At 68.8% G+C, this 19,827-nt stretch carries 21 protein-coding genes; 14 read left to right on the top strand and 7 right to left on the bottom strand.

The window, feature by feature from the left end; translation table 11 throughout:
• Positions 1 to 799: 799 nt before the first annotated feature.
• Positions 800 to 2,437: an AfsA-related hotdog domain-containing protein gene (locus tag ACFRIC_RS00655; RefSeq protein WP_382778284.1), complete on the top strand. Its 1,638-nt coding sequence runs from the start codon at positions 800 to 802 to the stop codon at positions 2,435 to 2,437.
• 207 nt (positions 2,438 to 2,644) lie between these two features.
• Here the strand turns inward: ACFRIC_RS00655 and ACFRIC_RS00660 are convergent, their stop codons facing one another.
• Positions 2,645 to 3,583, bottom strand: a complete 939-nt coding sequence (locus tag ACFRIC_RS00660; RefSeq protein WP_382778285.1) for a hypothetical protein — start codon at positions 3,581 to 3,583, stop codon at positions 2,645 to 2,647.
• 433 nt (positions 3,584 to 4,016) lie between these two features.
• Positions 4,017 to 4,250: a hypothetical protein gene (locus ACFRIC_RS00665; protein ID WP_382778286.1), complete on the bottom strand. Its 234-nt coding sequence runs from the start codon at positions 4,248 to 4,250 to the stop codon at positions 4,017 to 4,019.
• Between the two features lie 307 nt (positions 4,251 to 4,557).
• On the opposite strand from ACFRIC_RS00665, the gene ACFRIC_RS00670 reads away from it, so the two are divergent.
• The 4 genes from ACFRIC_RS00670 (at position 4,558) to ACFRIC_RS00685 (ending at position 7,292) form a co-directional block, all read left to right on the top strand.
• Positions 4,558 to 5,259 carry an SDR family NAD(P)-dependent oxidoreductase gene (locus ACFRIC_RS00670; RefSeq protein ID WP_382778287.1) on the top strand — a complete coding sequence of 234 codons (702 nt, stop codon included), beginning with the start codon at positions 4,558 to 4,560 and terminating at the stop codon, positions 5,257 to 5,259.
• 22 nt (positions 5,260 to 5,281) lie between these two features.
• Positions 5,282 to 6,058 carry a YqjF family protein gene (locus ACFRIC_RS00675; RefSeq protein ID WP_382778288.1) on the top strand — a complete coding sequence of 259 codons (777 nt, stop codon included), beginning with the start codon at positions 5,282 to 5,284 and terminating at the stop codon, positions 6,056 to 6,058.
• Between the two features lie 404 nt (positions 6,059 to 6,462).
• A complete protein-coding gene (locus ACFRIC_RS00680) occupies positions 6,463 to 7,080 on the top strand; it encodes a sigma-70 family RNA polymerase sigma factor (protein ID WP_382778289.1) in 618 nt (205 codons plus the stop codon).
• Between the two features lie 86 nt (positions 7,081 to 7,166).
• Positions 7,167 to 7,292, top strand: coding sequence for a hypothetical protein (locus ACFRIC_RS00685; RefSeq protein ID WP_382778290.1), 126 nt, complete (start codon positions 7,167 to 7,169; stop codon positions 7,290 to 7,292).
• Between the two features lie 122 nt (positions 7,293 to 7,414).
• On the opposite strand, the gene ACFRIC_RS00690 is transcribed toward ACFRIC_RS00685, so the two are convergent.
• The gene (locus tag ACFRIC_RS00690; RefSeq protein ID WP_382778291.1) at positions 7,415 to 7,630 is read right to left on the bottom strand and encodes a hypothetical protein; all 216 of its coding nucleotides are present in this window, start codon (positions 7,628 to 7,630) and stop codon (positions 7,415 to 7,417) included.
• A gap of 192 nt (positions 7,631 to 7,822) precedes the next feature.
• Positions 7,823 to 8,485: a lysophospholipid acyltransferase family protein gene (locus tag ACFRIC_RS00695; protein ID WP_382778292.1), complete on the bottom strand. Its 663-nt coding sequence runs from the start codon at positions 8,483 to 8,485 to the stop codon at positions 7,823 to 7,825.
• Between the two features lie 608 nt (positions 8,486 to 9,093).
• Between ACFRIC_RS00695 and ACFRIC_RS00700 the strand changes: the two genes are divergently transcribed.
• The 4 genes from ACFRIC_RS00700 to ACFRIC_RS00715 are packed head-to-tail and all read left to right on the top strand — an operon-like array spanning position 9,094 to position 12,462.
• On the top strand, positions 9,094 to 10,302 hold the full coding sequence (locus tag ACFRIC_RS00700) for a PQQ-binding-like beta-propeller repeat protein (protein WP_382778293.1): 1,209 nt from the start codon (positions 9,094 to 9,096) through the stop codon (positions 10,300 to 10,302).
• Positions 10,303 to 10,348: 46 nt separating this feature from the next.
• Positions 10,349 to 10,783, top strand: a complete 435-nt coding sequence (locus ACFRIC_RS00705; RefSeq protein ID WP_382778294.1) for a hypothetical protein — start codon at positions 10,349 to 10,351, stop codon at positions 10,781 to 10,783.
• A gap of 57 nt (positions 10,784 to 10,840) precedes the next feature.
• On the top strand, positions 10,841 to 11,464 hold the full coding sequence (locus ACFRIC_RS00710) for a hypothetical protein (RefSeq protein ID WP_382778295.1): 624 nt from the start codon (positions 10,841 to 10,843) through the stop codon (positions 11,462 to 11,464).
• Positions 11,461 to 12,462: a nucleotidyl transferase AbiEii/AbiGii toxin family protein gene (locus tag ACFRIC_RS00715; RefSeq protein ID WP_382778296.1), complete on the top strand. Its 1,002-nt coding sequence runs from the start codon at positions 11,461 to 11,463 to the stop codon at positions 12,460 to 12,462. The genes ACFRIC_RS00710 and ACFRIC_RS00715 overlap by 4 nt, the downstream gene beginning before the upstream one ends.
• A 139-nt stretch (positions 12,463 to 12,601) precedes the next feature.
• Here ACFRIC_RS00715 and ACFRIC_RS00720 read toward each other — a convergent pair whose 3' ends face one another.
• Complete coding sequence (locus ACFRIC_RS00720) at positions 12,602 to 13,417, bottom strand: endo alpha-1,4 polygalactosaminidase (RefSeq protein ID WP_382778297.1); 816 nt, start codon at positions 13,415 to 13,417, stop codon at positions 12,602 to 12,604.
• A 428-nt stretch (positions 13,418 to 13,845) separates the two neighbouring features.
• Between ACFRIC_RS00720 and ACFRIC_RS00725 the strand changes: the two genes are divergently transcribed.
• Positions 13,846 to 14,397 carry a YciI family protein gene (locus ACFRIC_RS00725; RefSeq protein ID WP_382778298.1) on the top strand — a complete coding sequence of 184 codons (552 nt, stop codon included), beginning with the start codon at positions 13,846 to 13,848 and terminating at the stop codon, positions 14,395 to 14,397.
• A 171-nt stretch (positions 14,398 to 14,568) separates the two neighbouring features.
• Here the strand turns inward: ACFRIC_RS00725 and ACFRIC_RS00730 are convergent, their stop codons facing one another.
• Entirely contained in the window at positions 14,569 to 15,009 is a 441-nt protein-coding gene (locus ACFRIC_RS00730; protein ID WP_382778299.1) for a DoxX family protein, read from the bottom strand.
• 227 nt (positions 15,010 to 15,236) lie between these two features.
• Positions 15,237 to 16,013, bottom strand: a complete 777-nt coding sequence (locus ACFRIC_RS00735) for an endonuclease/exonuclease/phosphatase family protein (protein ID WP_382778300.1) — start codon at positions 16,011 to 16,013, stop codon at positions 15,237 to 15,239.
• Positions 16,014 to 16,158: 145 nt separating this feature from the next.
• Between ACFRIC_RS00735 and ACFRIC_RS00740 the strand changes: the two genes are divergently transcribed.
• The 4 genes from ACFRIC_RS00740 (at position 16,159) to ACFRIC_RS00755 (ending at position 19,807) form a co-directional block, all read left to right on the top strand.
• Positions 16,159 to 16,512, top strand: coding sequence for a ferrous iron transport protein A (locus tag ACFRIC_RS00740; RefSeq protein ID WP_382778301.1), 354 nt, complete (start codon positions 16,159 to 16,161; stop codon positions 16,510 to 16,512).
• A gap of 252 nt (positions 16,513 to 16,764) precedes the next feature.
• Positions 16,765 to 18,036 carry an ABC transporter substrate-binding protein gene (locus tag ACFRIC_RS00745; protein ID WP_382778302.1) on the top strand — a complete coding sequence of 424 codons (1,272 nt, stop codon included), beginning with the start codon at positions 16,765 to 16,767 and terminating at the stop codon, positions 18,034 to 18,036.
• Positions 18,033 to 18,974: a carbohydrate ABC transporter permease gene (locus ACFRIC_RS00750; RefSeq protein ID WP_382778303.1), complete on the top strand. Its 942-nt coding sequence runs from the start codon at positions 18,033 to 18,035 to the stop codon at positions 18,972 to 18,974. The genes ACFRIC_RS00745 and ACFRIC_RS00750 overlap by 4 nt, the downstream gene beginning before the upstream one ends.
• Entirely contained in the window at positions 18,974 to 19,807 is an 834-nt protein-coding gene (locus ACFRIC_RS00755; RefSeq protein WP_382778304.1) for a carbohydrate ABC transporter permease, read from the top strand. The genes ACFRIC_RS00750 and ACFRIC_RS00755 overlap by 1 nt, the downstream gene beginning before the upstream one ends.
• Positions 19,808 to 19,827 lie beyond the last annotated feature (20 nt).

Consider the following 19,827-nt stretch of genomic DNA (forward strand, 5'->3'; position numbering starts at 1 on the left):
GTGGAGCAGCGTCACACAGTCAAGGTGGCACCGTGCCGCAGCAGTCGACGCTGAAGCCGCGCCACAGAACCGAAGACGGAACGGTGGAACCGCACCACCGAATCGACCTGGCGCCGATGAAGCCGGTGGAACTGGTGGAGCCGCATCACAGGGCCGGACGTCGAGCTGGTGGAGCAGATGGAGCCGCATCACAGGAGCTGACGGATCCGCGACACAGAACCGAAGGACCGAGCTGATGGAGCCGGTGGAGCCGCGACGCAGAGCCGGTGGAGCCGCGGCACCGAGCCCGTGGCCTCGCGCCGCAGAACCGAAGGTGGAACCGGTCGAACTGGTGGAGCCGTGACGCAAAGTCAAGATGGAGCCAGTGAAGCCGTGTCACACAGTCACGGTGGAACTGGTGGAGCCGCGACACCGAGCCGGTGGCCTTGCGCCGCAGAACCGAAGGTGGAGCCGGTGGAACTGATGGAGCCGTGTCACACAGCCGCGGTGGAGCTGGTGGAGCTGTGCCGCGGGGCCGTACGGCAGGGCCCGGAGGCGGGGCCGGCACCCCCGCACCGGCGGTTGTCTCCCCCGGCACCCACCTCGCACCGAACGAAAGAAAACCGTCAAGCAGGTTTCCACCAGGCCCACACCCCCACCCGAACCGGTCTTTTCGCTGCTGCACCGTGAAAACGGAGGCAGTTATTCACGTTTCCAGCATGAACTTGGTGAAGTCTTTACCTAGCGCTTCCGGCCAACAAAACCGGTAGGTCCGTATCTTATGGACTCGTCGGACGCGGCTACAAGACGGGGGGCAGCCATGAACCTGATCACCACCGAAAGCAGCCCGGGAACACACGACTTACCCCGCCTGACCACCACGGTCCCCAAGGAGTACGTCCACCGCGCCAGCCTCGCCGAGGTCTTCCTCACCTCCTGCACCCCCCAGACCCCCCTCACCTACACCCTCACCGGCCAATGGCCCCGCGCCCACCCCTACTTCACCACCCCCGACGGCACCGCCCACGACCCCCTCCAGGTCGCCGAAACCCTCCGCCAGGCCGGCATGCTCCTCGCCCACACCGGACTCAACGTCCCCCTCGGCCACCACTTCATCCTCTGGAACCTCACCTACACCACCCACCCCCACCACCTCACCATCGGCCCCACCCCCACCGACTTCACCATCCACGCCCACTGCACCCACCTCAACCAACGCCGCCACACCATCAACCGCGCCACCCTCCACATGACCATCCACCGCAACAACACCCCCATCGCCCACGGCACCGCCACCTTCTCCACCACCAACCCCACCACCTACACCCGCCTCCGCGGCACCCCCACCACACCAAACACACACACAGCAACAGCAGCAGGAACAGCAGGGGCAGGCAGCACAACAGGGGCAGGCAGAGCAGGAGCAGCAAGCACGGCGAGCAGCACAGCAGGAGCGGCAGGCTCAGCAGACACGGCGGCGAGAACAGACCGCACCGGCGACACAGCAGGAACAATCGCCACAGGCGGCACGGGCAGTACAGGCGCGGGCGGCACGGCAGGACCAGCGGGAACCACCACGGGCGACACAGCGGGAACAGCGGGAACAGCAGGCACGGCGGGCGGCACCACAGGAACGGCAGGCTCAGCAGACGCGGCGGCAAGAACAGACAGCATCGCCGGCACAGCAGGAGCAATCACCGCAGGCGGCACGAGCGGCGCGGGCAGTACGGCAGGAACCATCCCCACAGCCGCCACGAACACTACGGGCACCAGCGACACAGCGGGAACAACGGGAACGGTCACCGCGGGCGGTACCGCAGGAACAGCCCCGACACCAGGAACAGCCCGGACGCCAGGAACAGCCGGGACGACAGGAGCCACCACGCCCGGCGACACGGCCGGAACGGCAGGAACGACCACGACCGGCGACACGGCAGGCATGACAGGAACAGCAGGAACGGCCGGAGTGGCAGGCACCACGGCCGGGACGGCAGGCACCGCCGCCGCCTCAGCAACCACTAACAGCCTCGGCACGCCGGGCACCGTCCACCACGCCCCCATGCCCCCCGCCACCGTCAACCGCCGCACCCCCCACGACGTCGTCCTCACCCCCACCGACCACCCCCACCACTGGCTCCTCACCCCCAACCACAACCACCCCACCCTCTTCGACCACCCCACCGACCACATCCCCGGCATGGTCCTCATCGAAGCCGCCCGCCAAGCCGCCTACCACGCCTCCGGCTCCCCCCACTACACCCCCACCACCGCCACCACCACCTTCCACCGCTACACCGAACTCGACCAACCCTGCCACATCCACATCACCCGCATCACACCCGACAACAACACCACAACCACCATCGAAATCACCGGCACCCAAAACAACCAAACCACCTTCACCACCACCACAACCGGACCCACCACACCACCCACCCCACCAACCACCGGGCACTAACCCACCAGCCCAGGCGCGAAGTTGCACGCCGAAGTCGAATACGTCGACGCGGTCCCCGACCGCCAGAACGTGAGGTCGAGGTCCACGAGATACGTCGCGGCCCAAGGCGGCTCTGTGGCACCCCTCGTACAAGCACGCAAGCAGGGTGAAAGTTCGGCCCAGCCCGGCGCCACACGAGCGCCAACGGCCGCAGCCCATAGGCTGCCTTCAGGCTTGCAACAGGGACACCGTTCCCACGGCCGCGATCCGTTCGCCGGACTTCACGACGAAGCGCGAGGCGCCGCCCTCGGCCACCACCTCTACGACCGCCCCTCGGCTTGGCACCGGCGCGTCAAGTCGCACGGCCATGCCGACCACAGCGGACGGCAGGGCTCCCCGGTAAAGCAGCGTCGCCTGTCTTCCTGCTTCCAGGACTGCGAGTGTCGGCAACAGGGCGGGTCGACCCGGGAGAAGCACCGGGTGCCCCGGGTCGCAGGGGGCGATCACGAGCCGGCCTTGTGTTCCACGCGCGAGCAGCACGTCCGGTTCGGCCGACGTTCCCACGGCTGCCGGGGCAGGATGCAGCAGGCCCGGATCCGGAGTGGAGGCCACGGCCTCCTCCGGTCGAGGATGTGAAGGGCGGGCCAGCGTCATGCCGCAGGTACCGAAGTGGGTGCCGGCGTGAAAGAACTCGGCCGTCAGCCGGTACGCGGCGACAGAACCGACGCGTACGACGAGATCGCTGATCGTGACGTGCATCAGCACGCTGGAAGCGGCGCCGCGCTCTACCGGTCGCACTCTCGAGTCCACTCCCAGGCTCACCGAGACGGGCTGGAGTCGGCCGGCATCTGGTCCCTTGAGATACCGCGGTTCCAGGGCAGCGGCGAGTTGGCGAGCCGACTCGGCCATGAGCAGGGGGTGATGCGTCACCGCCAGCGCGCGCTCGTTCAGAGCATGCCACCGAGGCCATTGGCACAGCGCTTCGAAGTAGCGGCTTCCGCGTTGACTCACCGATACGACCAGCATCGCCGACATCGACTCCAGCCCCAGCTCGCGCCATGTGGGCAGCATGTCCGGTCCGCTGTGGCGCTCGGCGGAGACCTCCTCGATCCCGCTGCTGAGCAGCTCCGTCACCGAGCTCGTCTCCATCGTCACCATGTCTCGCATCAGCGTCTTCTCGGTCCGGAAGGCGGACGGCCGCGGGTTGCGAACGCAGGCCGAACGCTATTGGTCACATTTCGCACCGAAGTGCCCGGATGGATGCGCGGTGCGTGAGGGCGGCGTCCGAGACCGGACCACGCCGGTCATGGAGGCCGCCCGCACAAGCAGCAGGCCGCGGCTCGCCCGCGACGAAGCGGGAGGGCCGCGGAACACGCGGTCGGCTCGCCGGCTTCGGCCGAGGTGAGTCCAGGTTCACAGGCGGTCGCGAAGCGGCTCCGTGTCGAACGGAGCTTCTTCCCGGGCCCGTTCGACGGCCTTCCGCCGCGGCTGCCCATAGAGGGCCGTCGTCCTCACGTCCCCGCTGGAGCACCTCGGGCGAGCGGAGCGGGGAAGTCGGACTTCCTCCGCTCCAACGTCATGACCGACGCGGCCCCGTCGATCAGCGGTCGACCTCCACAGATTCGCTCATCTCGTAGTTGGCCAGCGCCAGCCCCAGGGCGAAGAAGGTGGGCGCCCACTCCCCCACGAAGATGCCCCAGCGGTCGGCCCGTTCCAGGTTCTCCTGCTTGTTGGAGGCCAGCCAGGAGACGAGTGAAAGGCCGATGGAGCCGAAGGCTGCGGCGTAGGCGTGTTCGCTCTGGACGCCGGCATCGTGCAGCTTCTTCACGATCATTAGCTTTCCTCTCGCCATGAACGAGCGACCTATTTTGGTCTGCTTTGTCACCTCATTCCTGTTTCAGGCTGTTCGCAGATGCGGGGGTGATCCGCACGCGAGCCTCTCCGCGACGGAGCTCGGGCTCATCCCTCAAGGAGCAAGCGCGCACACAGTTCACGGGGCCGCGCGCTGGTGGGCCGGAACGGGGGCGGGCGGGAGTTGCCTGCGGCCGGTCCGCTGCCGCATCCACGGATCGATCGCCCGCCGAAAGGGGAGGTGAGTCGTCCAACTGCCCCGCGTCCAACCGGGGCGAGGGAGGTGTGGCATGGTCATCAGCCATGCCGGGATCCTGGTTCCCGGCGCCACGGGAGTCCTCGGCACCGCTCTGGCTCTGCGGCTGCACGAGCAGGGAGCCGCCGTGGCCGTCGCAGGCCGCGACCAGAAACGTCTCGCCCGCGTCTCCCAGGCCTGCGGCGACGCCCCTGCCCTCGCTTTCGACGCCTACGACCTCGAACAGTGCGCACGCACGGTGACCTGGGCCGCCGACCGACTCGGTGGGCTGGACGGTGTCGTCGTCTGCGTCGGCGGCGCCGCCTTCGGACCGGCCGAATCGGTGAGCGACGCCGTCGCCGAGCACCTGTTCACCGTCAACGCGCTGGCCCCCATCACGTTTCTGCGAGCCGCCCTGCCCCTCCTCGAACCGGGCGGCGTGATCGCGGCGATCACGGGTGTCGTGGCCGACTCACCCCTGGCCGGCATGGCCGACCACTCCGCTTCGAAGGCGGGACTGGCCGCGTGGCTCCGGGCGGTCCGGCGCGAGCAGCGCGCGTCCGGGGTCACGGCGCTGGAGATCCGTCTGCCCCACGTGGAGACAGGATTCGGCGACCGAGCCGTTCTCGGAACACCCCCCGTGCTGCCGGCAGGAGTGCCCGTCGCCGACGCGGTGGACGCGATCGTCGCCGCACTCTCGGCGGGCGCCCGTGTGGTCAAACCGGGCCATGACGCCCCGCTCGACGTCGAGCGATAGGGCGGGCGACCCAGGAGCAACCGTGCCCGACAGTGGATCGACCCGGCGGTATCACCGGACCATGCACCCCGTGGAGCCGGTGACCCCCCGCGCGCCACGGGAGTTGCGGCATACGTTGTTCCGGCAGGAGTGGCGCGACCTGGTGTTCTTGCACTGGCCCGCCGACCCGTTCCAGGTGGCCGGGCTTCTGCCGCCCGGCACCGTCCCCGACCTTCACAACGGCCGCGCGTACGTGGGCCTGGTCTTCTTCCGTATGCGCGATCTCTCCTTCGGTGGCGCCCCGGCGATCCCGTATTTCGGGTCCTTCGACGAGGTCAACGTCCGTCTCTACAGCCGTGACGCGATGGGGCGCCGAGGAGTGGTGTTCCGCTCGCTGGAATGCGACCGCCTGGTGCCCGTCCTGGCCGCCGACGCGTCCTTCCGGCTCCCGTACCGGTGGTCCCGTATCCACAGCCGGTGGTTCGACAACCGCCTGCTGTACCGGACCAGCCGCCGAGGGGCATCGAACGCCGAGGCTCGCGTGTGGCTCGAGGTGGACAGCGTCCCCATGGCCGCAGACCCCGTCGAGGAGTTCCTCACGAACCGCTGGGGACTCCACGGACACGCGTTCGGGCGCTCCTACTACCTCCCCAACACCCACCCCGAGTGGTCCTTCCGCCGCTGCTCCCTGCTCGGCTGGGACGACTCTCTCATCGCGGCCGCAGGTCTGTCCCGGCCGGAGGCGGCGCCGGTCAGCGTGTTGTACGCGCCTGGCGTGCCGGTGCGGTTCGGAACACCGGTATCACTGCCCAGCACCTGACGCGTCTGCGACCGGGCCGTCACGCGTGCCGTACTGGCGCCCGCTCCCGCACCACCACGAGCAGGCGCGCGGTTCCCCATCGGGGCCCGCACTCACACCCGAGACACGCGCGGGTGGCGCACCCCCTGTCCGTGCCGCCCCCTGCGGGCGGACAAGCGGGCTAGCCGCGCATGCCCGTGTCCGTGCCCGCCGCCGTGGCAGGCTGCGAGCCGCCCACGGCATGGGTCCAATCCGATGCACAGTCGATGCATGTTGCCCGCTGCATCGATATTTCGGATGGTGGCAGAGCGGGAATCGCCCCGCGCGAATCGATGCGCCAGACACCACAACAGACGGTGAGACCTTGCAGCGGTCCCCTCTGCCGGAGAGATGGCGTGATCCGCCCTGTTCGAGGAGCAGTCGCCATGACCTCACAGCAGATGACAGAGCAGCCCCTTGAGAGTGCTCCGCTCGCGGCTCCCCTTCAGGGGTCTATCCCTGATGCGGAACTCGCCTCAGCGTTCGCCAGCGGCGACGAGCAGGCCCTTTCCGGGGCGTACCACCGATGGGGTCGCCTGGTGTACACCCTGGCGTGGCGCTCTCTCGGGGACGCGGCCGAGGCGGAGGACGTCACGCAGGTGGTGTTCCTCGCCGCGTGGCGGGGGCGAGCCGGCTTCACACCCGAACGTGGCGCCCTGGCAGCGTGGATCGTCGGAATCACCCGGCGCAAGATCGCCGACGCGTTGCACGCCAGGACACGCAGGGCCGACCTGGTGGCGGCAGCGGGGGCCATCGTGAGCACGCGGGTACGCCCCAGTGAGCCCGACGCGGTGCTGGACCGCGTCCTCATCCGTCACGAGCTGTCGAAGCTCCCGGCGGCGCAGCGGCGCGTGCTCAGCCTCGCCTACTACGACGATCTCACGCAGACCCAGATCGCCCAGGTCACCGGCTTGCCGCTGGGAACGGTCAAGAGCCACACCCGTCGCGGGCTGTACGGCCTGAACCGTTGCCTCCGAGAGGTCGAGGACAGCGTTCGTGCGTGACCCCTTCGAGCTTCGAAGAGCGTGAACGTGACTGCTGGATGGCTCCGGCGGTCGGCGACTCCCGACTTGTCGCTACCGTTCACGCCTTGCGGCGTCGACCAGTCGCGGGACTGACCATCGAGGACACGAGCCAGGACATCGGCCCGCCCTGCCCCGGCGACGGCCACGACGACATGGTCATCCTCGTCCTGCGCAAGCCCGGGTACCCCTGACACGCCGGGCACGTGACACGCCGGGCACCTGACAGGGCGACGCGCGCCTGCGTCCGGCTTCGGCTCCAGAGGCCCGTCAACATGAACAGAAGCATCGAGACGGGCACGGGTACCACAGGCGGTCAGCCGTCTCGTCGGCCAAGCACACGGCGGGCCGCCTCCGCCTCTGCCGCGGGCGGCGACAACTCGTCGAGCGTGTCGAGTTCGTCGTCGGACTCCAACTCGCTTTCCCAGGCCGCAGCGAGGCGCTCCTGCTCTTCGCTCGGTTCCGCGTCGACAGCCTGCCGGTCCTCCGGGTTCAGAGCCGCCAGAAATCTAGCCACCGAGTCCATCGGCATGCCGTACTCCTCGTCGCTGGAAAGCGTGCTGATTCCCGCCCAGCATGGCCAATCGGCTTTCGGCCGGTGGCCTGACACGGCTTCAGCACACTCGGATGGCCCCAGCCCGAACGTGCGGGCGCTGAAACCTGCCGTGCGACGGGCCCGAGGTTCAAGACGGCGGACCGGGTACGTGGCGGCCGGCTCCCCGCGCTAATGCGCGAGGGCGGCAGGCTCACCGAGGTGGGCGGCCGCCGTCCTCCACGCCGTGGTCACCGCCGTACGAGCCCGTGCCGTGCGAGCCGCGTTGTCACCGGTCAGCACGATCGGGGCACCGACGTGGACGTGCAGATCGGGCCGACGCAACGGCGCTGTGACGAGGCCCGCGACCTGCTTGATCTTGCTGCCCGAGGTGACACGGCGGGCGCCGGCCTGGCCGACCGGCACGACAGGGGCGCCGGTGCGTTCGACGAGGCGCGCCAGACCGGTGCGGAAGTCACCAGGGGCCGCCTCGGCGGCATCCCTGCGGCGGGGCAGGCCGCCCTCGGCGTAGATGAGAACCAGTCGGCCTTCCTCGAGGGCCCGTGCCGCCAGGTCGAGCGCTCCGGCGGCTCGCCGGTCACGCCGGTGGACAGGGATATGACCTTCGCGGGTGAGAGATCGGCCCAGCAGCGGGATGTGCCACAGCCCGGCGGTGGCCATGATGACCGGCGTGACGTCCAGGCGGTACAGAGCGGCGATCACGACGGCGGGGTCGGCCAGGGACGTGTGGTTCGCGACGACGATGCTCCCCGGCGCGAAGCTCGCATCGGGGTCACACGTCACGGACAGCCGTCCGACGGCGGATACCAGAGTGCTGGCGGTACGGCTGAGCATGAACGGGCTCCCGGCCACTCGGCGATTGATGAACTCCATCGTCGAGGCCCGTCCCGGCCATGGCATGAGCTGTCGTACTCATCTTCCCGACCGCTCTACCCAACGCGATTGCCTACCTGCAACGAGGCCCTCGGGCGTCCGGACCAGCATGCGGGCCCGCATCCGGGCCAGCACCCGCACCGGCATCCGAACCGGTGCCCTGACCGCCGCGAGCCATCAGAGGCCGGGCCGCACCGGCCACACCCCGCAGCACGTTCCCGGGTCACGTTCCCGGGTCCGGGCGCTCCACGGCAGCAGAGGACCATTCCTTGGCGCAGGACCATTCCCTTGGACGATTCTTCTTTTCGCGATATTGCCTGGTCAGCGTGGGGTGACAGGCCCCTTCAGGAGCTGATATGAAGATCGCACAGCTCGGCGGTTACTCGTGTAGGTCCCCGGAATTCACGCACCGGCGATCACACGTGTCTGACGGGTCACCGACGCCCAGCCCACACCGTCTGTCTCACCGCCCCGCTCCCGCACGTCTCCCCCGCCAGGAAGTCGTTCACTCCTCAGCCGTTCGCCCCTCAGCCGTTCCCCCTCCGTCCTTCGCCCCTCGGGAATCCGCCATGCCCTCCTCCTTCCGTCCCCGCGTGGCCGTCGGCTTCCTGCTGGCAGCCGTCGCCGTTCCCGCCCTCGCCGCCTGCGCCACCGACTCCGGCCCGCGTCGTGCTGCTGCCGCTCCGGCCGTCGTACCGTCCGAGCCGGGTCCGTTCGGCCCCCGGACCCTCGCGTCCAAGCCCCGTGAACTCGACGACAAGCCGGTAGCGGTCGGAGCCGGTGTCGTGCTGACGCTGCCGGACGACAGAACGGCACTTGTCGCCTCCGATCCAGCCACCGGCGCTCAGCGGTGGAAGTCGTCCGCACAGTTCTCGTATGCCGAGCAGGTCTGGCCCGTCGACGGTGACTTCATCGTCAACTGGGCCAACGTGACACCCAAGGGAAGCGACCGGAGCGTCGTCGGCAGTTTCGTGGCCCGCCTCGACGGACGAACCGGAAAACCTGTCTGGGCCACCAGGATCACCGATGTGGTCAGCCGGGGTGAAGACATCCGGTTCCGCCCGAGGGCGGATGCGGTCCTGGTCTCCGGGGCTTCGTCGTACGGCTGGGTGTGCGCTCTGGACCTGGAGTCGGGCAAGATGCGGTGGTCGCGGAACAGCTATGACGGAATGGCCGACAACTTCGGCTCCGGCGACATCGGCGGCAACTACGCCCTTCTCTACCAGCAGTCGGACTCGTACACGGACGCGGGACGCCTCATCCGCGTCGATCCCCGCAAAGGCACCGTCCGGTGGACGGCCGCGTTGGGCAAGGCGTACGGCACGACCGTCTACAACGTTCGCCATCACATAGTGGTCTCCCGCAAGGGGCGCGAGGGGGACGGAACCGTGCTGTTCCTCAACAGTGCCACCGGCAGACGAGTCGCCAAGGTGCGTGGCGAGGTCCGGGCGGAGGACGACAGCATCGTGGTGGTGGCCTCCGAACGGGGTGTGACCGCCTACGACCAGAGCGGCGACAAGCGCTGGGAAGTCACCGGGCTCACGGTCGAGGACGGGCAGCGTGGCTTCAGCGACGGCCGCACCGTCTACTTGCTCACCGGCAGCAAGGCGGATGGCACGCTCAGCCTGGTGGCCCTCGACGCCAGGAGCGGCAAGCAGGTGGCCCGCCTGACGCATCAGTCGGAAGCGGAACTCCTCGGCACGGTCCACGGCTTCCTCGTGGCCGAAAGCCCCTATGGCCGAAGCGGGCTGGTCTTCTCCGCGAAGCGGAGCCGGTGAAGCGGCGGTTGGAGACCTCCTCGAAGCACGGTGGCACGATGCGTCCATGGGAAACATCTACGACTACTACGCGGCCACCGACGACACGCAGGCCCTCGCACTGTTCCAAGGCCACGGCATGGCCGACCCGTTCGGCACGCTCGGCCTCAAAGGGGCCGATCCCTACATGCTCCTCGGAACGGTCGAGGCCCACCTGACCGGACTGTCCGAGGAGCGGGTGGAAGCCGACCCGCGCTTCTGTGAACTGCTCAACGACCCTGCGGACGAAGGGCCTTGGCTCGTCTCGCTCACGGACTCCCTCCGTGACGCCCTCGCCGAGGCCACCCCGGAGCACCTGCTCGCGGCCGCCGCCGCATGGACCCGCACCGAAGACGGTCGCGGGGTGGACCCTGAGCTGATGGCCGACTTCCTGGGGCGCCTCGGCGAACTCGCGCGCGACGCCGCGCCGGAACGACGCCTGTACTGCGGCATGTCCTTGTAGGGACGGTCACCGGAAATCGAATGGGCCTGAACGGCCGTGGTCTGGCACGATCCGCGAGTGTCCGTTTCCCTGTACGAATCTCATGTGACCGTCCGCTGTGCCGACTCCGACGAGTGGGTTCGCCTGCGGCGGTGGGCGGCCTTGGGCGGGCTCAAGGTGACGCACATCGTGCTGGCGCGCGGCAGGATGCCCGAACAGCCCATGCTCACCCTGTCCGGCTCCCCGTCGTACAGGCAGGAGGCCGAGCGGGTGCGGGACGTGGTGGCGCGGCTCCGCGCGGCCGGCTTCGATCCGGTGCGGGTGAAGACCGAGTGCACGCCGTGGGCGGCGGAGGTACCGGATCGTCTCGGAAGGGACGACGAGCGGTACTTCGAGCACCATGTGAAGCTGCTGCTCGACGCGGGCACGGATCTGACCGCGCTCGCGGCCCGCGTGATGCCGCACGGCGCCCATCTGTCGTGGAACGCCTCGCGTGTACGGGCCGGCGCGCGGCACGAGCGGTTCGTGACGCAGCGCTGCCGCGAAGTCGGTGCCGATGAGGCGGGACTGGCCTTGGAGCGGTTGCTCAGGGAGCTCGGCGGATGCGAAGTGGTGAGCGTGGAGCGCGAGTTCGTGCTCCACGACAGTGACCTGTCCCTGGACGACGGTTGGATCGAGGAGCCTGTGGGGGTACGGACATGACCGGGAAGGCGTGGAAGGGGTTGGGCCGGCGGGACACCGAGTTGCCTCGGCAACCGTTGGACGAGGCGACGCGCGAGGCCGAGGACCTGCCGAAGACGCTGGCGTGGGTGCCGGGTGACGACGTGGTGCAGCGACCCGTCTTCGACCCGTCGCTGAAGCACCATCAGAACGCGTACCGCGCGACCGACCCGCGGTTCGGGGATCCGGCGCGGGGCACGGCATGGCGGACGGCCCGGCGCCGGGCCCTGCATCTGGTCCTGGATGCGATCGCCACGTCGCAGTGGGTGGACGCCCTGGTGCTGCGCGGCAGTGTGCTGATGTCCGTGTGGTTCCCCGACTTCGCCCGCGAGCCCGGGGACCTGGACTTCGTCGTCGTCCCCGACACCTGGGGAATCGACGACGGCCGTACGGACCCGATGCTGCACGGGATCGCTTCGGCGGCGCAGACGCTGGCCGCGGCGCGCGGAGAGGGAGTGGACATCTCGGCGCGAGGTGCGGTGGTAGAGGACATCTGGACCTATGACCGGGTACCGGGCCGCCGCATGGTGCTGCCGTGGTCGTCGCCGGGGCTGCCGGGCGGCCACGTCCAACTCGACTTCGTCTTCAACGAGCAACTGGCCGAGGCGCCCCGACGAACCGAACTGGCGGGCGGCACCGTCGTACAGGCGGCCACACCTGAGCTGTCGCTCGCCTGGAAGCTGATGTGGCTGATCAATGACATACACGGACAGGGCAAGGACTTGTACGACGCCGTGTTGCTGGCCGAGCGGCATCCGCTCCACTACGAGCTGCTGCACGAGGTGTTTCGGCTGTCGGGCGAATGGCCGTATCCGCAGCGCGAGAAGATCCTGTACGAGGACGTGGTCGAGGCCGTCGGGTATGTGGAATGGAACCACTTCGTCACCGAGTACCCGCAGTTCGGGGATGCCGAGCGGGAGTACGTGGAGCGGCTGCTGCGGGCTTTGACGACGACGTTTCAGGAGCGCGGCGCCGACTGACGCTCATCACCTCAGGCTTGACGCCGACAAGCGCAGGCTTGAAAGCCCACGGCTCGGCACGAGAACGACAGGCGCGCGACGGCCTGCGGCGGCAAAGAGCCGTCGCAGGCCGTCGCCCGAGCGGAATCGGCGCCGTCGTCTAGCAGGTCTTGCGTACGTAGCCGCTGCTGCCCGCCGGTTTGACGTCCACGTCGCGCTGGACGATGCTCAGCGTGCCGCCCCACCCGTTGCAGGCCTTGGACCTGCCGGAGTTGGTGTACTCGATCACTATGACGTTGTTTCCGAAGGCGCTGGTGTAGTCGCCGCACTCGTCGTACTGGCCGCACTCCTCGGCCACGGCGAAGTCCAGCCCGTTGGCGGTGTGGTTGCCCGCCAGCTCGGGCGTGTTCTTCTGGGCGATGGCCAGGCCGTCCGTGTGGGCGCGGGCGGAGAGCAACTTGATGTACGCCTGCGCGTTGCCGGCCGTCAGGCGGTTCCCGGAGCGGGTGTAGCTGTCGTAGTTGTCGGGCTCGATCGCCTGGAAGCCTTTGGACTTGCAGCGGTCGATCAGGCTTCCGATCTTGGCCGCGATCCGCTGGCGCTTGCCGTCGGTGCCGATGTCGAGGAAGGCCTCGCCCCAGTCCTCGTCGTAGACGACCTTGCCGGAGGCGTCGCGCAGCAGCAGGTCGGAGTCCCACTCGCCCTCGGCACCCGGCTGTGCCTGGAAGGCGTTGACGTAGCAGATGTTGTACAGGCCTGCCGCCGGCGAGGCGGCGTTGTCCCGGGTGACGACCTTGACGCCGGTCGGCGGGGTGTAGGCACCGCCGATCTGATAGTCGAAGCCGACGTGGGTGGGCGGCAGGGGCACGGAGGCGGCCTGCGCCGAGGTCGCCGGGGCGACCAGGGCGCCGACCAGCGCTGCCGCGCCGATGACGGCGCCCATGAGGATGCGGGAGGTTCGGCCGAATTGGCTCATGTGGATGAGCTCCCATGGGGGGAGAGGGCACGTCCCCGCCTCGGACGCGTCAGAACGTCCTGGCGACTTGGGCCGGGCTCGTGGCGCGAGGCCTGCATACCGGCTGGGCGTGTCTCTGCACACGGAGCACGGCTCCGGTGTTGTCGGGGAGTAAAGCGACTGCCCGGGGAGATGTCAACGCCAGAACGCCTCACCCACGCCGTGCCGCGTCTCCCCTCCCCTGCCGTGCCGCGTCTCCTCGCTCACGCATTCCGGGGCTCGTCGCTCGCCGCGGCACGACCGAAACGACGCACGTCACCGCCCGCGAAGCCATCGCGACCGGCTCGTCAGCCACCATGACCCAACGTTTGGGTGCCAAACCGGTCGACGTTCGACCGACACCGTGAAAATCGCTCGCTCTGTCATGTCCGCGCGGGGACCCTGGAGGCATGGAGTTCCTCTGCTACCACCGCGACCGGCCCGGCTCCGGGCCACTGCGCGACGAACTGCTGGAGAAGCATTGGTCCTATATGGACCAGTACGCGAAGGAGATGATCGCCCGGGGCCCGACCCTCACCGACGACGGTGACACGGCCACCGGCAGCGTGCACATCGTCGACCTGCCCGATCACGCCACCGCCCGCGCGTTCGTCTTCGACGAGCCCAACTACCAGGCAGGCGTCTACCGGGACGTGCTGCTGCGACGCTGGCGCAACGTGCTGGGACGCACCATGTGGGACTTCCCCGGCGGCCGGACCGGCGGCAACCGGTATCTGGTGATCGGTCTCGGCCAAGGGCGGGCCGCCGACCTCGCTCTACCGCACGACACGGACGACCTGATCGCCTACGGGCCTCTGCTGTCCGACGACGGCGCCACCTGGCTGGGCACGGCGGTGCTGCTCCGGGCCACGGACCCGGAAACGGCGCGCGCCGTGCTCACCGCGGACCGGTACGCCGACATCGAGGTGCACAACTGGCAGTTCGGCGGGCGGCCTTCCTGACCGAGGACGTCCGGAGCGAGCTTCACGGTCTGCGTGACGCCCGACCGCAGACGTCACCGCCGAAGACCCGGCTCGCTCGGGAGGTCGCCGGCCGGCCGAACTCGTCGATGAATCGGACGTGTTCGGCCGCGTCCGGCGCCTCCGAGCCGCCGTTGGGGCCTGGCCGACCGCTCAGACCGCGTCGAGTCCGGCTGTCTGCCGTGCGGTGCCTCTGCCCTGGACCAGGCTGGACAGGGACAGGGCGCCGGGTCCGAAGAACACCAGGAGCAGGAACGCCCAGCAGAACAGCGCGGGCGACAGGCCGCCGTTCTGCAAGGGGAAGAGGCCGTTCTTCTGGTGCTCGGTGAAGTAGGCGAAGGCCATGGCACCGGAGCTGAGGAACGCGGCGCCGCGCGTCGCGGCACCGAGGAGTACGAGGACACCGCAGACCAGCTCGATGACACCCGCGTACCAGAACGGCCAGTCCCCCACGGGGCTGCTCTGCCGCCCCAGTATCCCGAAGAGCGTGGCGGCGCCCTCGCTGGCGAAGAGCAGGCCGACGACGATGCGGAACAGGCCGAGGACGAGGGGCTGGTGGCTCGACAGCCGGTCGCTCAGGGGTGCGGTGCTCATGGGTGCGTACTCCTTGGGTCGGTCGGGTGCGTACCCGGGTGACGTGAGGGAACGGGCGTTTTGAGAGACCCCGTCCCCATTCCTCTTACGTGCGTGCGGGATCTTCGGTTCAGCGCATCATCCTGCCGGTTGCCGCCCCGCGACAGTCAACCCTCGAAGCCCGGCCTTTCCTGCGGCGCGGGAGCATCGCTCGGGGGATGCCTCGACCCGGCGGGCAGGTCTCCGTGTCACTTCGACCGGATCAGTCGCGCCTGTACGCCGTAGTGGTCGGACAGGTAGGCACGGCGGCCGTCGCCCAGTGTCACCTCGTCCTGGAACACGAAGTCGGCGCCGCCGGTCAGGGTCTCCCCCGCCGCCGCCCGGACCAGTACGTGGTCCAGCGCCGGCGGCGTGGGCCACTGCGGAGTGGGCCGGTAGGTCGGACGCGTGTCGCCGGCGAGGACGTCCCGTAGCCCTGCCGCTGCGACGAAGTCGGCGAGCACGGCCGAGTCCCGCGGGACGTTCAGGTCGCCCACCACGACGACGGGCACGGACGGGCCGACGCCCTCGATCAACCCCGCCACCAGAGCGAGTTCAGCTTCGGCGATCCGCGTGTACCGGTTCGCCGGGGACCAGTCGTCGTCGCGGTTGGCCGACAGGTGCGTGTTCACGACCACCAGCTCGCCGTCCGGTGTGGCTATGGACGCCACCTGGACGCCCTTGCGCATGAAGAACTCGCCGCGCACCGGGCTCGTCATCGGGTACCGCACGAACCGCCGCTCCTTGATGGGCCACCGGGAGAGCAGGACCAGGCCGCCCTTGAGCAGGACCGTGCCCGAGCAGGCGAAGTGCCCGTACGCGGGAGCGGCACGGCGGATCAGCCGGACGTTGCGGCGGAACATGACCTCCTGCAGACACACGATGTCGTAGTCGGACTCCTGGAGCGCCGCCCCCAGGGCACGCAGCCGAGCCGGGACGTCTCCGGTGAAGAGGGTGTTCATGGTCAGCAGTCGCAGGGGCTTCACGAACCTGTCACCTTCCGTCCGGCGGCCTGTCCGGCCGTGCGGGGAGCCGCTCACGGCGTTGATCGTATGGTGTTCACGCCCTGAGCGGCGCTGAGCTGTCTTTATCCTCTGGCGCCACTGGGGCAGTGCGGGCAGGGTGCGTGGCATGACAGACACGTCCGACGCTGCTTCCACGGATATGGGCGACCGTCAGGCGATCGAGCGCCTCCTCGGCCGTCCGTTGAGTCGGACATGGCCGACGGGTGCGCTGGCACCCGGCAGCCGCGTCCGGGTCGTCCGCGCCTCGGACTGGGACGGTCCTTGGCCGGTCGAGTTTTCCGGAACGATCGATGCCATGGGTGCGCCCGAGCACGGCGAACATGTCCAGTCGCTCAGTGGCGAGTTGCTGTACTGGGTCGCCTTCGACACGCCGCAGTACGACAGCGACGGGGACGGTCCCTATCGCAAGGCCCAGATCTGGGGGCGGTACCTGAGGGCCGAGGCCGGTTTCCCGGCGTAGACATGTCGCAGGCACGTCGCCGCGCTCGAATCGCCCGTGGAACCGACGGCATCCTGCTCGGTCGGCCGGGATCGGAACGTCAACGCCGCAGCAGGTTCCAGGCCCGATGCCGGGGCCGGCTCGCCGCGTCCGATCGGATGACCGGTCGGTGTGGCGTGCGAGGTGGTGTCGGGTGCGGGCCTAGCCTCTCCCGCGTCCGGGCTTTCCTCCGTTCTGTCCGGGTCCATGGCACTGGTCAGGAAGGAGTGTGGGGTGGCGCCTTCGTCCGGCAACCGTGGCCTCCTGCGGGTTCTGCTCGCACTGTGCCTGTCGTCAGCTCTGCTGGCTGGCTGCGGCAGCGAGAGTGGCGGGCCGGTGACGCTCAACTGGTACAACTTCCCCGATGATTCGGGTGCGCTCGCGAGTGCGGCCAAGGCCTGTTCCAAACGGTCCGGCGGGCGCTACAGCATCAGTTACAACAAATTGCCCCGCACCGCGGACGGGCAGCGTCAGCAGTTGGTGCGCCGACTGGCCGCGAAGGACAACACGGTCGACATCATCGGACTGGACGTCACCTGGCCCGCCGAGTTCGCGGAAGCCAAGTGGATCCTGCCGTGGACCGGGGGCAACCGCGCGGCGGCCATCCGGGACACCCTGGAGGTCCCGCTGCGGACGGCCACGTGGAAGGGGCGGTTGTACGCCGTCCCGTACAACACGAACACCCAACTGCTCTGGTATCGCAAGGACCTGGTCCCCACGCCGCCCGAGACCTGGGCCGAGATGCTGCTGATGGCCGGCCGCCTGGCGAAGCAGGGCAAGCCCCACTACGTGGAGATCCAGGGCGCGCAGTACGAGGGACTCACCGTGTGGTTCAACTCGCTGGTGGAGAGTGCCGGCGGCTCCATCCTCAACGCGACCGCCACGGCTCCCAGATTGGGCCCACCCGCCGTGCGCGCGGCCTCCATCATGAAGACCCTGGCCACCTCGGCCGCGGCCGACCCGTCCCTGTCCAATCAGATGGAGGACCAGAACCGGCTGGCCATGGAATCCGGCAGCGCGGCGTTCGAGATCAACTACCCCTTCGTGTATCCCTCGATGAAGGCCAACAACCCCAAGCTCTTCAAGCAGTTCCGCTGGGCGCCCTATCCCGCGGTCGAGAAGGGCAGGCCCACCAAGCCCACCATCGGTGGCATCGACCTGGCCATCGGCGCCTACACCCGTCACTCCGAGTTCGCCTTCGACGCGGCGCTGTGCCTGCGGAACCGGCAGAACCAGTTGACCGCGGCGCTCGAGGGCGGCCTGCCGCCCACGCTCCGCCCGCTCTACTCGGATCCCGCTCTCGTCAAGAACTACCCCTTCGCCTCCACGGTCCTGGCGGCCCTGGAGAACGCCAGCATCCGGCCCAAGACCCCCGCCTACCAGAACGTGTCCATCGCGATCTCGCACACCCTGTCGCCGCCGAACGGGATCCAGCCGAGACCGGACGTGCAGAAGATCAGTGGCCAGATCAAGGACGCCCTCGACTCGAAGGGGCTGATCCCGTGACCCAGTCGGCTCCGACCGCCCCTGAGCACGCACCGGTGGCCAAGGAAGGCCGTGCTCTGTCCGAAGGGGCCCGGCAGGAACGCCGGTTGGGCTGGCTGCTGTGCGCGCCGGCCGTGATCGTCATGCTCGCCGTGACCGCCTACCCCATCGTCTACGCGATCTATCTCTCGCTCCAGCGGTACGATCTGCGCTTTCCGCAACAGGCGCACTTCGTCGGCTTCAGCAACTACGGTGCCGTGCTGTCCTCCGAGTTCTGGTGGCAGGCGCTGTGGGTGACGGTGTTCATCACCGTGGTGTCCGTGGCCGTGGAGCTCGTCCTCGGATTCGCCCTGGCGCTGGTCATGCACCGCACCATCTTCGGGCGCGGCACGGTTCGTACCGCGATCCTGATCCCGTACGGCATCGTCACCGTGGTCGCCGCCTACTCCTGGCAGTACGCCTGGACCCCGGAGACCGGCTATCTGGCCGACCTGCTGCCCTCGGGTGACGCGCCGCTGACCGAACAGTGGCCGGCCATCGGTCTGATCATCCTGGCGGAGGTGTGGAAGACCACCCCCTTCATGGCCCTGCTGCTGCTCGCCGGTCTCGCCCTCGTGCCCGAGGAGACGCTGCGCGCGGCCCAGGTGGACGGCGCCGGTGCCTGGCAGCGCTTCTTCCTGGTGACCGTGCCCCTGATGAAGCCGGCCATCCTGGTCGCGCTGCTCTTCCGGACCCTGGACGCCTTCCGGATCTTCGACAACATCTACATCCTCACGTCCGGCGCCCACAACACCGGCTCGGTGTCCATCCTGGGCTACGACAACCTCTTCACCGCGCTCAACCTCGGCATCGGGTCGGCCATCTCCGTACTGATCTTCCTGTGCGTGGGACTGATCGCCTTCGCCTTCATCAAGCTGTTCGGGGCAGCCGCCCCCGGCGCCCAGGAAGGGGGACGCTGATGTCCGCCGCCGGACGACGACGGAAGTCGGGATGGGCCGTCGTCAACATCCTCGTGATCGCCTACGCGCTCTTCCCGGTCTGGTGGATCATCGCGCTGTCCTTCAAGGACCCCAGCACCCTCACCGACGGGAGCTTCATCCCGACGAAGTGGACGTGGGAGAACTACCGCGGGATCTTCCAGACCTCCGAGTTCACCCGGGCTCTGATCAATTCCATCGGCATCGCCCTCATCTCCACGGTGATCGCGGTCGTGCTGGGCACGATGGCGGCCTACGCCGTCGCCCGGCTCCGGTTTCCCGGCAAGAGCCTGCTGATCGGGATGTCGCTGCTCATCGCGATGTTCCCGCCCATCTCGCTGGTCTCGCCCTTGTTCAACATCGAGCGGATCATCGGCATCTTCGACACCTGGACCGGGTTGATCATCCCGTACATGACCTTCTCGCTGCCGCTGGCCATCTACACGCTGTCGGCGTTCTTCCGGGAGATCCCCTGGGATCTGGAGAAGGCGGCCAAGGTGGACGGGGCCACCCCGGCGCAGGCGTTCCGGCTGGTGATCGCTCCGCTCGCGGCGCCGGGCGTGTTCACCACGGCGATCCTGGTGTTCATCTTCTGCTGGAACGACTTCCTCTTCGCGATCTCGCTGACCTCGACCTCGGCGGCGCGGACCGTGCCGGCGGCCATCGCCTTCTTCACCGGGAGCAGTCAGTTCGCCCAGCCCACCGGTTCGATCGCCGCCGCCGCGGTGGTGATCACCATCCCCATCATCGTCTTCGTGCTGCTCTTCCAGCGGCGCATCGTGGCCGGGCTCACCTCCGGAGCCGTCAAGGGCTGACCGGCGGCAGCCGTTCGTCA

It is taken from the genome of Streptomyces sp. NPDC056738 (assembly GCF_042790435.1).
Lineage (GTDB): Bacteria > Actinomycetota > Actinomycetes > Streptomycetales > Streptomycetaceae > Streptomyces.

Excerpts from the sequence above, each read along its gene's own strand:
- ACFRIC_RS00660 (WP_382778285.1), bottom strand. The coding sequence starts at position 3,583 with ATGCGAGACATGGTGACGATGGAGACGAGCTCGGTGACGGAGCTGCTC.
- ACFRIC_RS00665 (WP_382778286.1), bottom strand. The coding sequence starts at position 4,250 with ATGATCGTGAAGAAGCTGCACGATGCCGGCGTCCAGAGCGAACACGCC.
- ACFRIC_RS00670 (WP_382778287.1), top strand. The coding sequence starts at position 4,558 with ATGGTCATCAGCCATGCCGGGATCCTGGTTCCCGGCGCCACGGGAGTC.
- ACFRIC_RS00725 (WP_382778298.1), top strand. The coding sequence starts at position 13,846 with ATGGAGTTCCTCTGCTACCACCGCGACCGGCCCGGCTCCGGGCCACTG.
- ACFRIC_RS00715 (WP_382778296.1), top strand. The coding sequence starts at position 11,461 with ATGACCGGGAAGGCGTGGAAGGGGTTGGGCCGGCGGGACACCGAGTTG.
- ACFRIC_RS00690 (WP_382778291.1), bottom strand. The coding sequence starts at position 7,630 with ATGCCGATGGACTCGGTGGCTAGATTTCTGGCGGCTCTGAACCCGGAG.
- ACFRIC_RS00730 (WP_382778299.1), bottom strand. The coding sequence starts at position 15,009 with ATGAGCACCGCACCCCTGAGCGACCGGCTGTCGAGCCACCAGCCCCTC.
- ACFRIC_RS00755 (WP_382778304.1), top strand. The coding sequence starts at position 18,974 with ATGTCCGCCGCCGGACGACGACGGAAGTCGGGATGGGCCGTCGTCAAC.
- ACFRIC_RS00720 (WP_382778297.1), bottom strand. The coding sequence starts at position 13,417 with ATGAGCCAATTCGGCCGAACCTCCCGCATCCTCATGGGCGCCGTCATC.
- ACFRIC_RS00680 (WP_382778289.1), top strand. The coding sequence starts at position 6,463 with ATGACCTCACAGCAGATGACAGAGCAGCCCCTTGAGAGTGCTCCGCTC.
- ACFRIC_RS00655 (WP_382778284.1), top strand. The coding sequence starts at position 800 with ATGAACCTGATCACCACCGAAAGCAGCCCGGGAACACACGACTTACCC.
- ACFRIC_RS00705 (WP_382778294.1), top strand. The coding sequence starts at position 10,349 with ATGGGAAACATCTACGACTACTACGCGGCCACCGACGACACGCAGGCC.
- ACFRIC_RS00700 (WP_382778293.1), top strand. The coding sequence starts at position 9,094 with ATGCCCTCCTCCTTCCGTCCCCGCGTGGCCGTCGGCTTCCTGCTGGCA.
- ACFRIC_RS00695 (WP_382778292.1), bottom strand. The coding sequence starts at position 8,485 with ATGCTCAGCCGTACCGCCAGCACTCTGGTATCCGCCGTCGGACGGCTG.
- ACFRIC_RS00740 (WP_382778301.1), top strand. The coding sequence starts at position 16,159 with ATGACAGACACGTCCGACGCTGCTTCCACGGATATGGGCGACCGTCAG.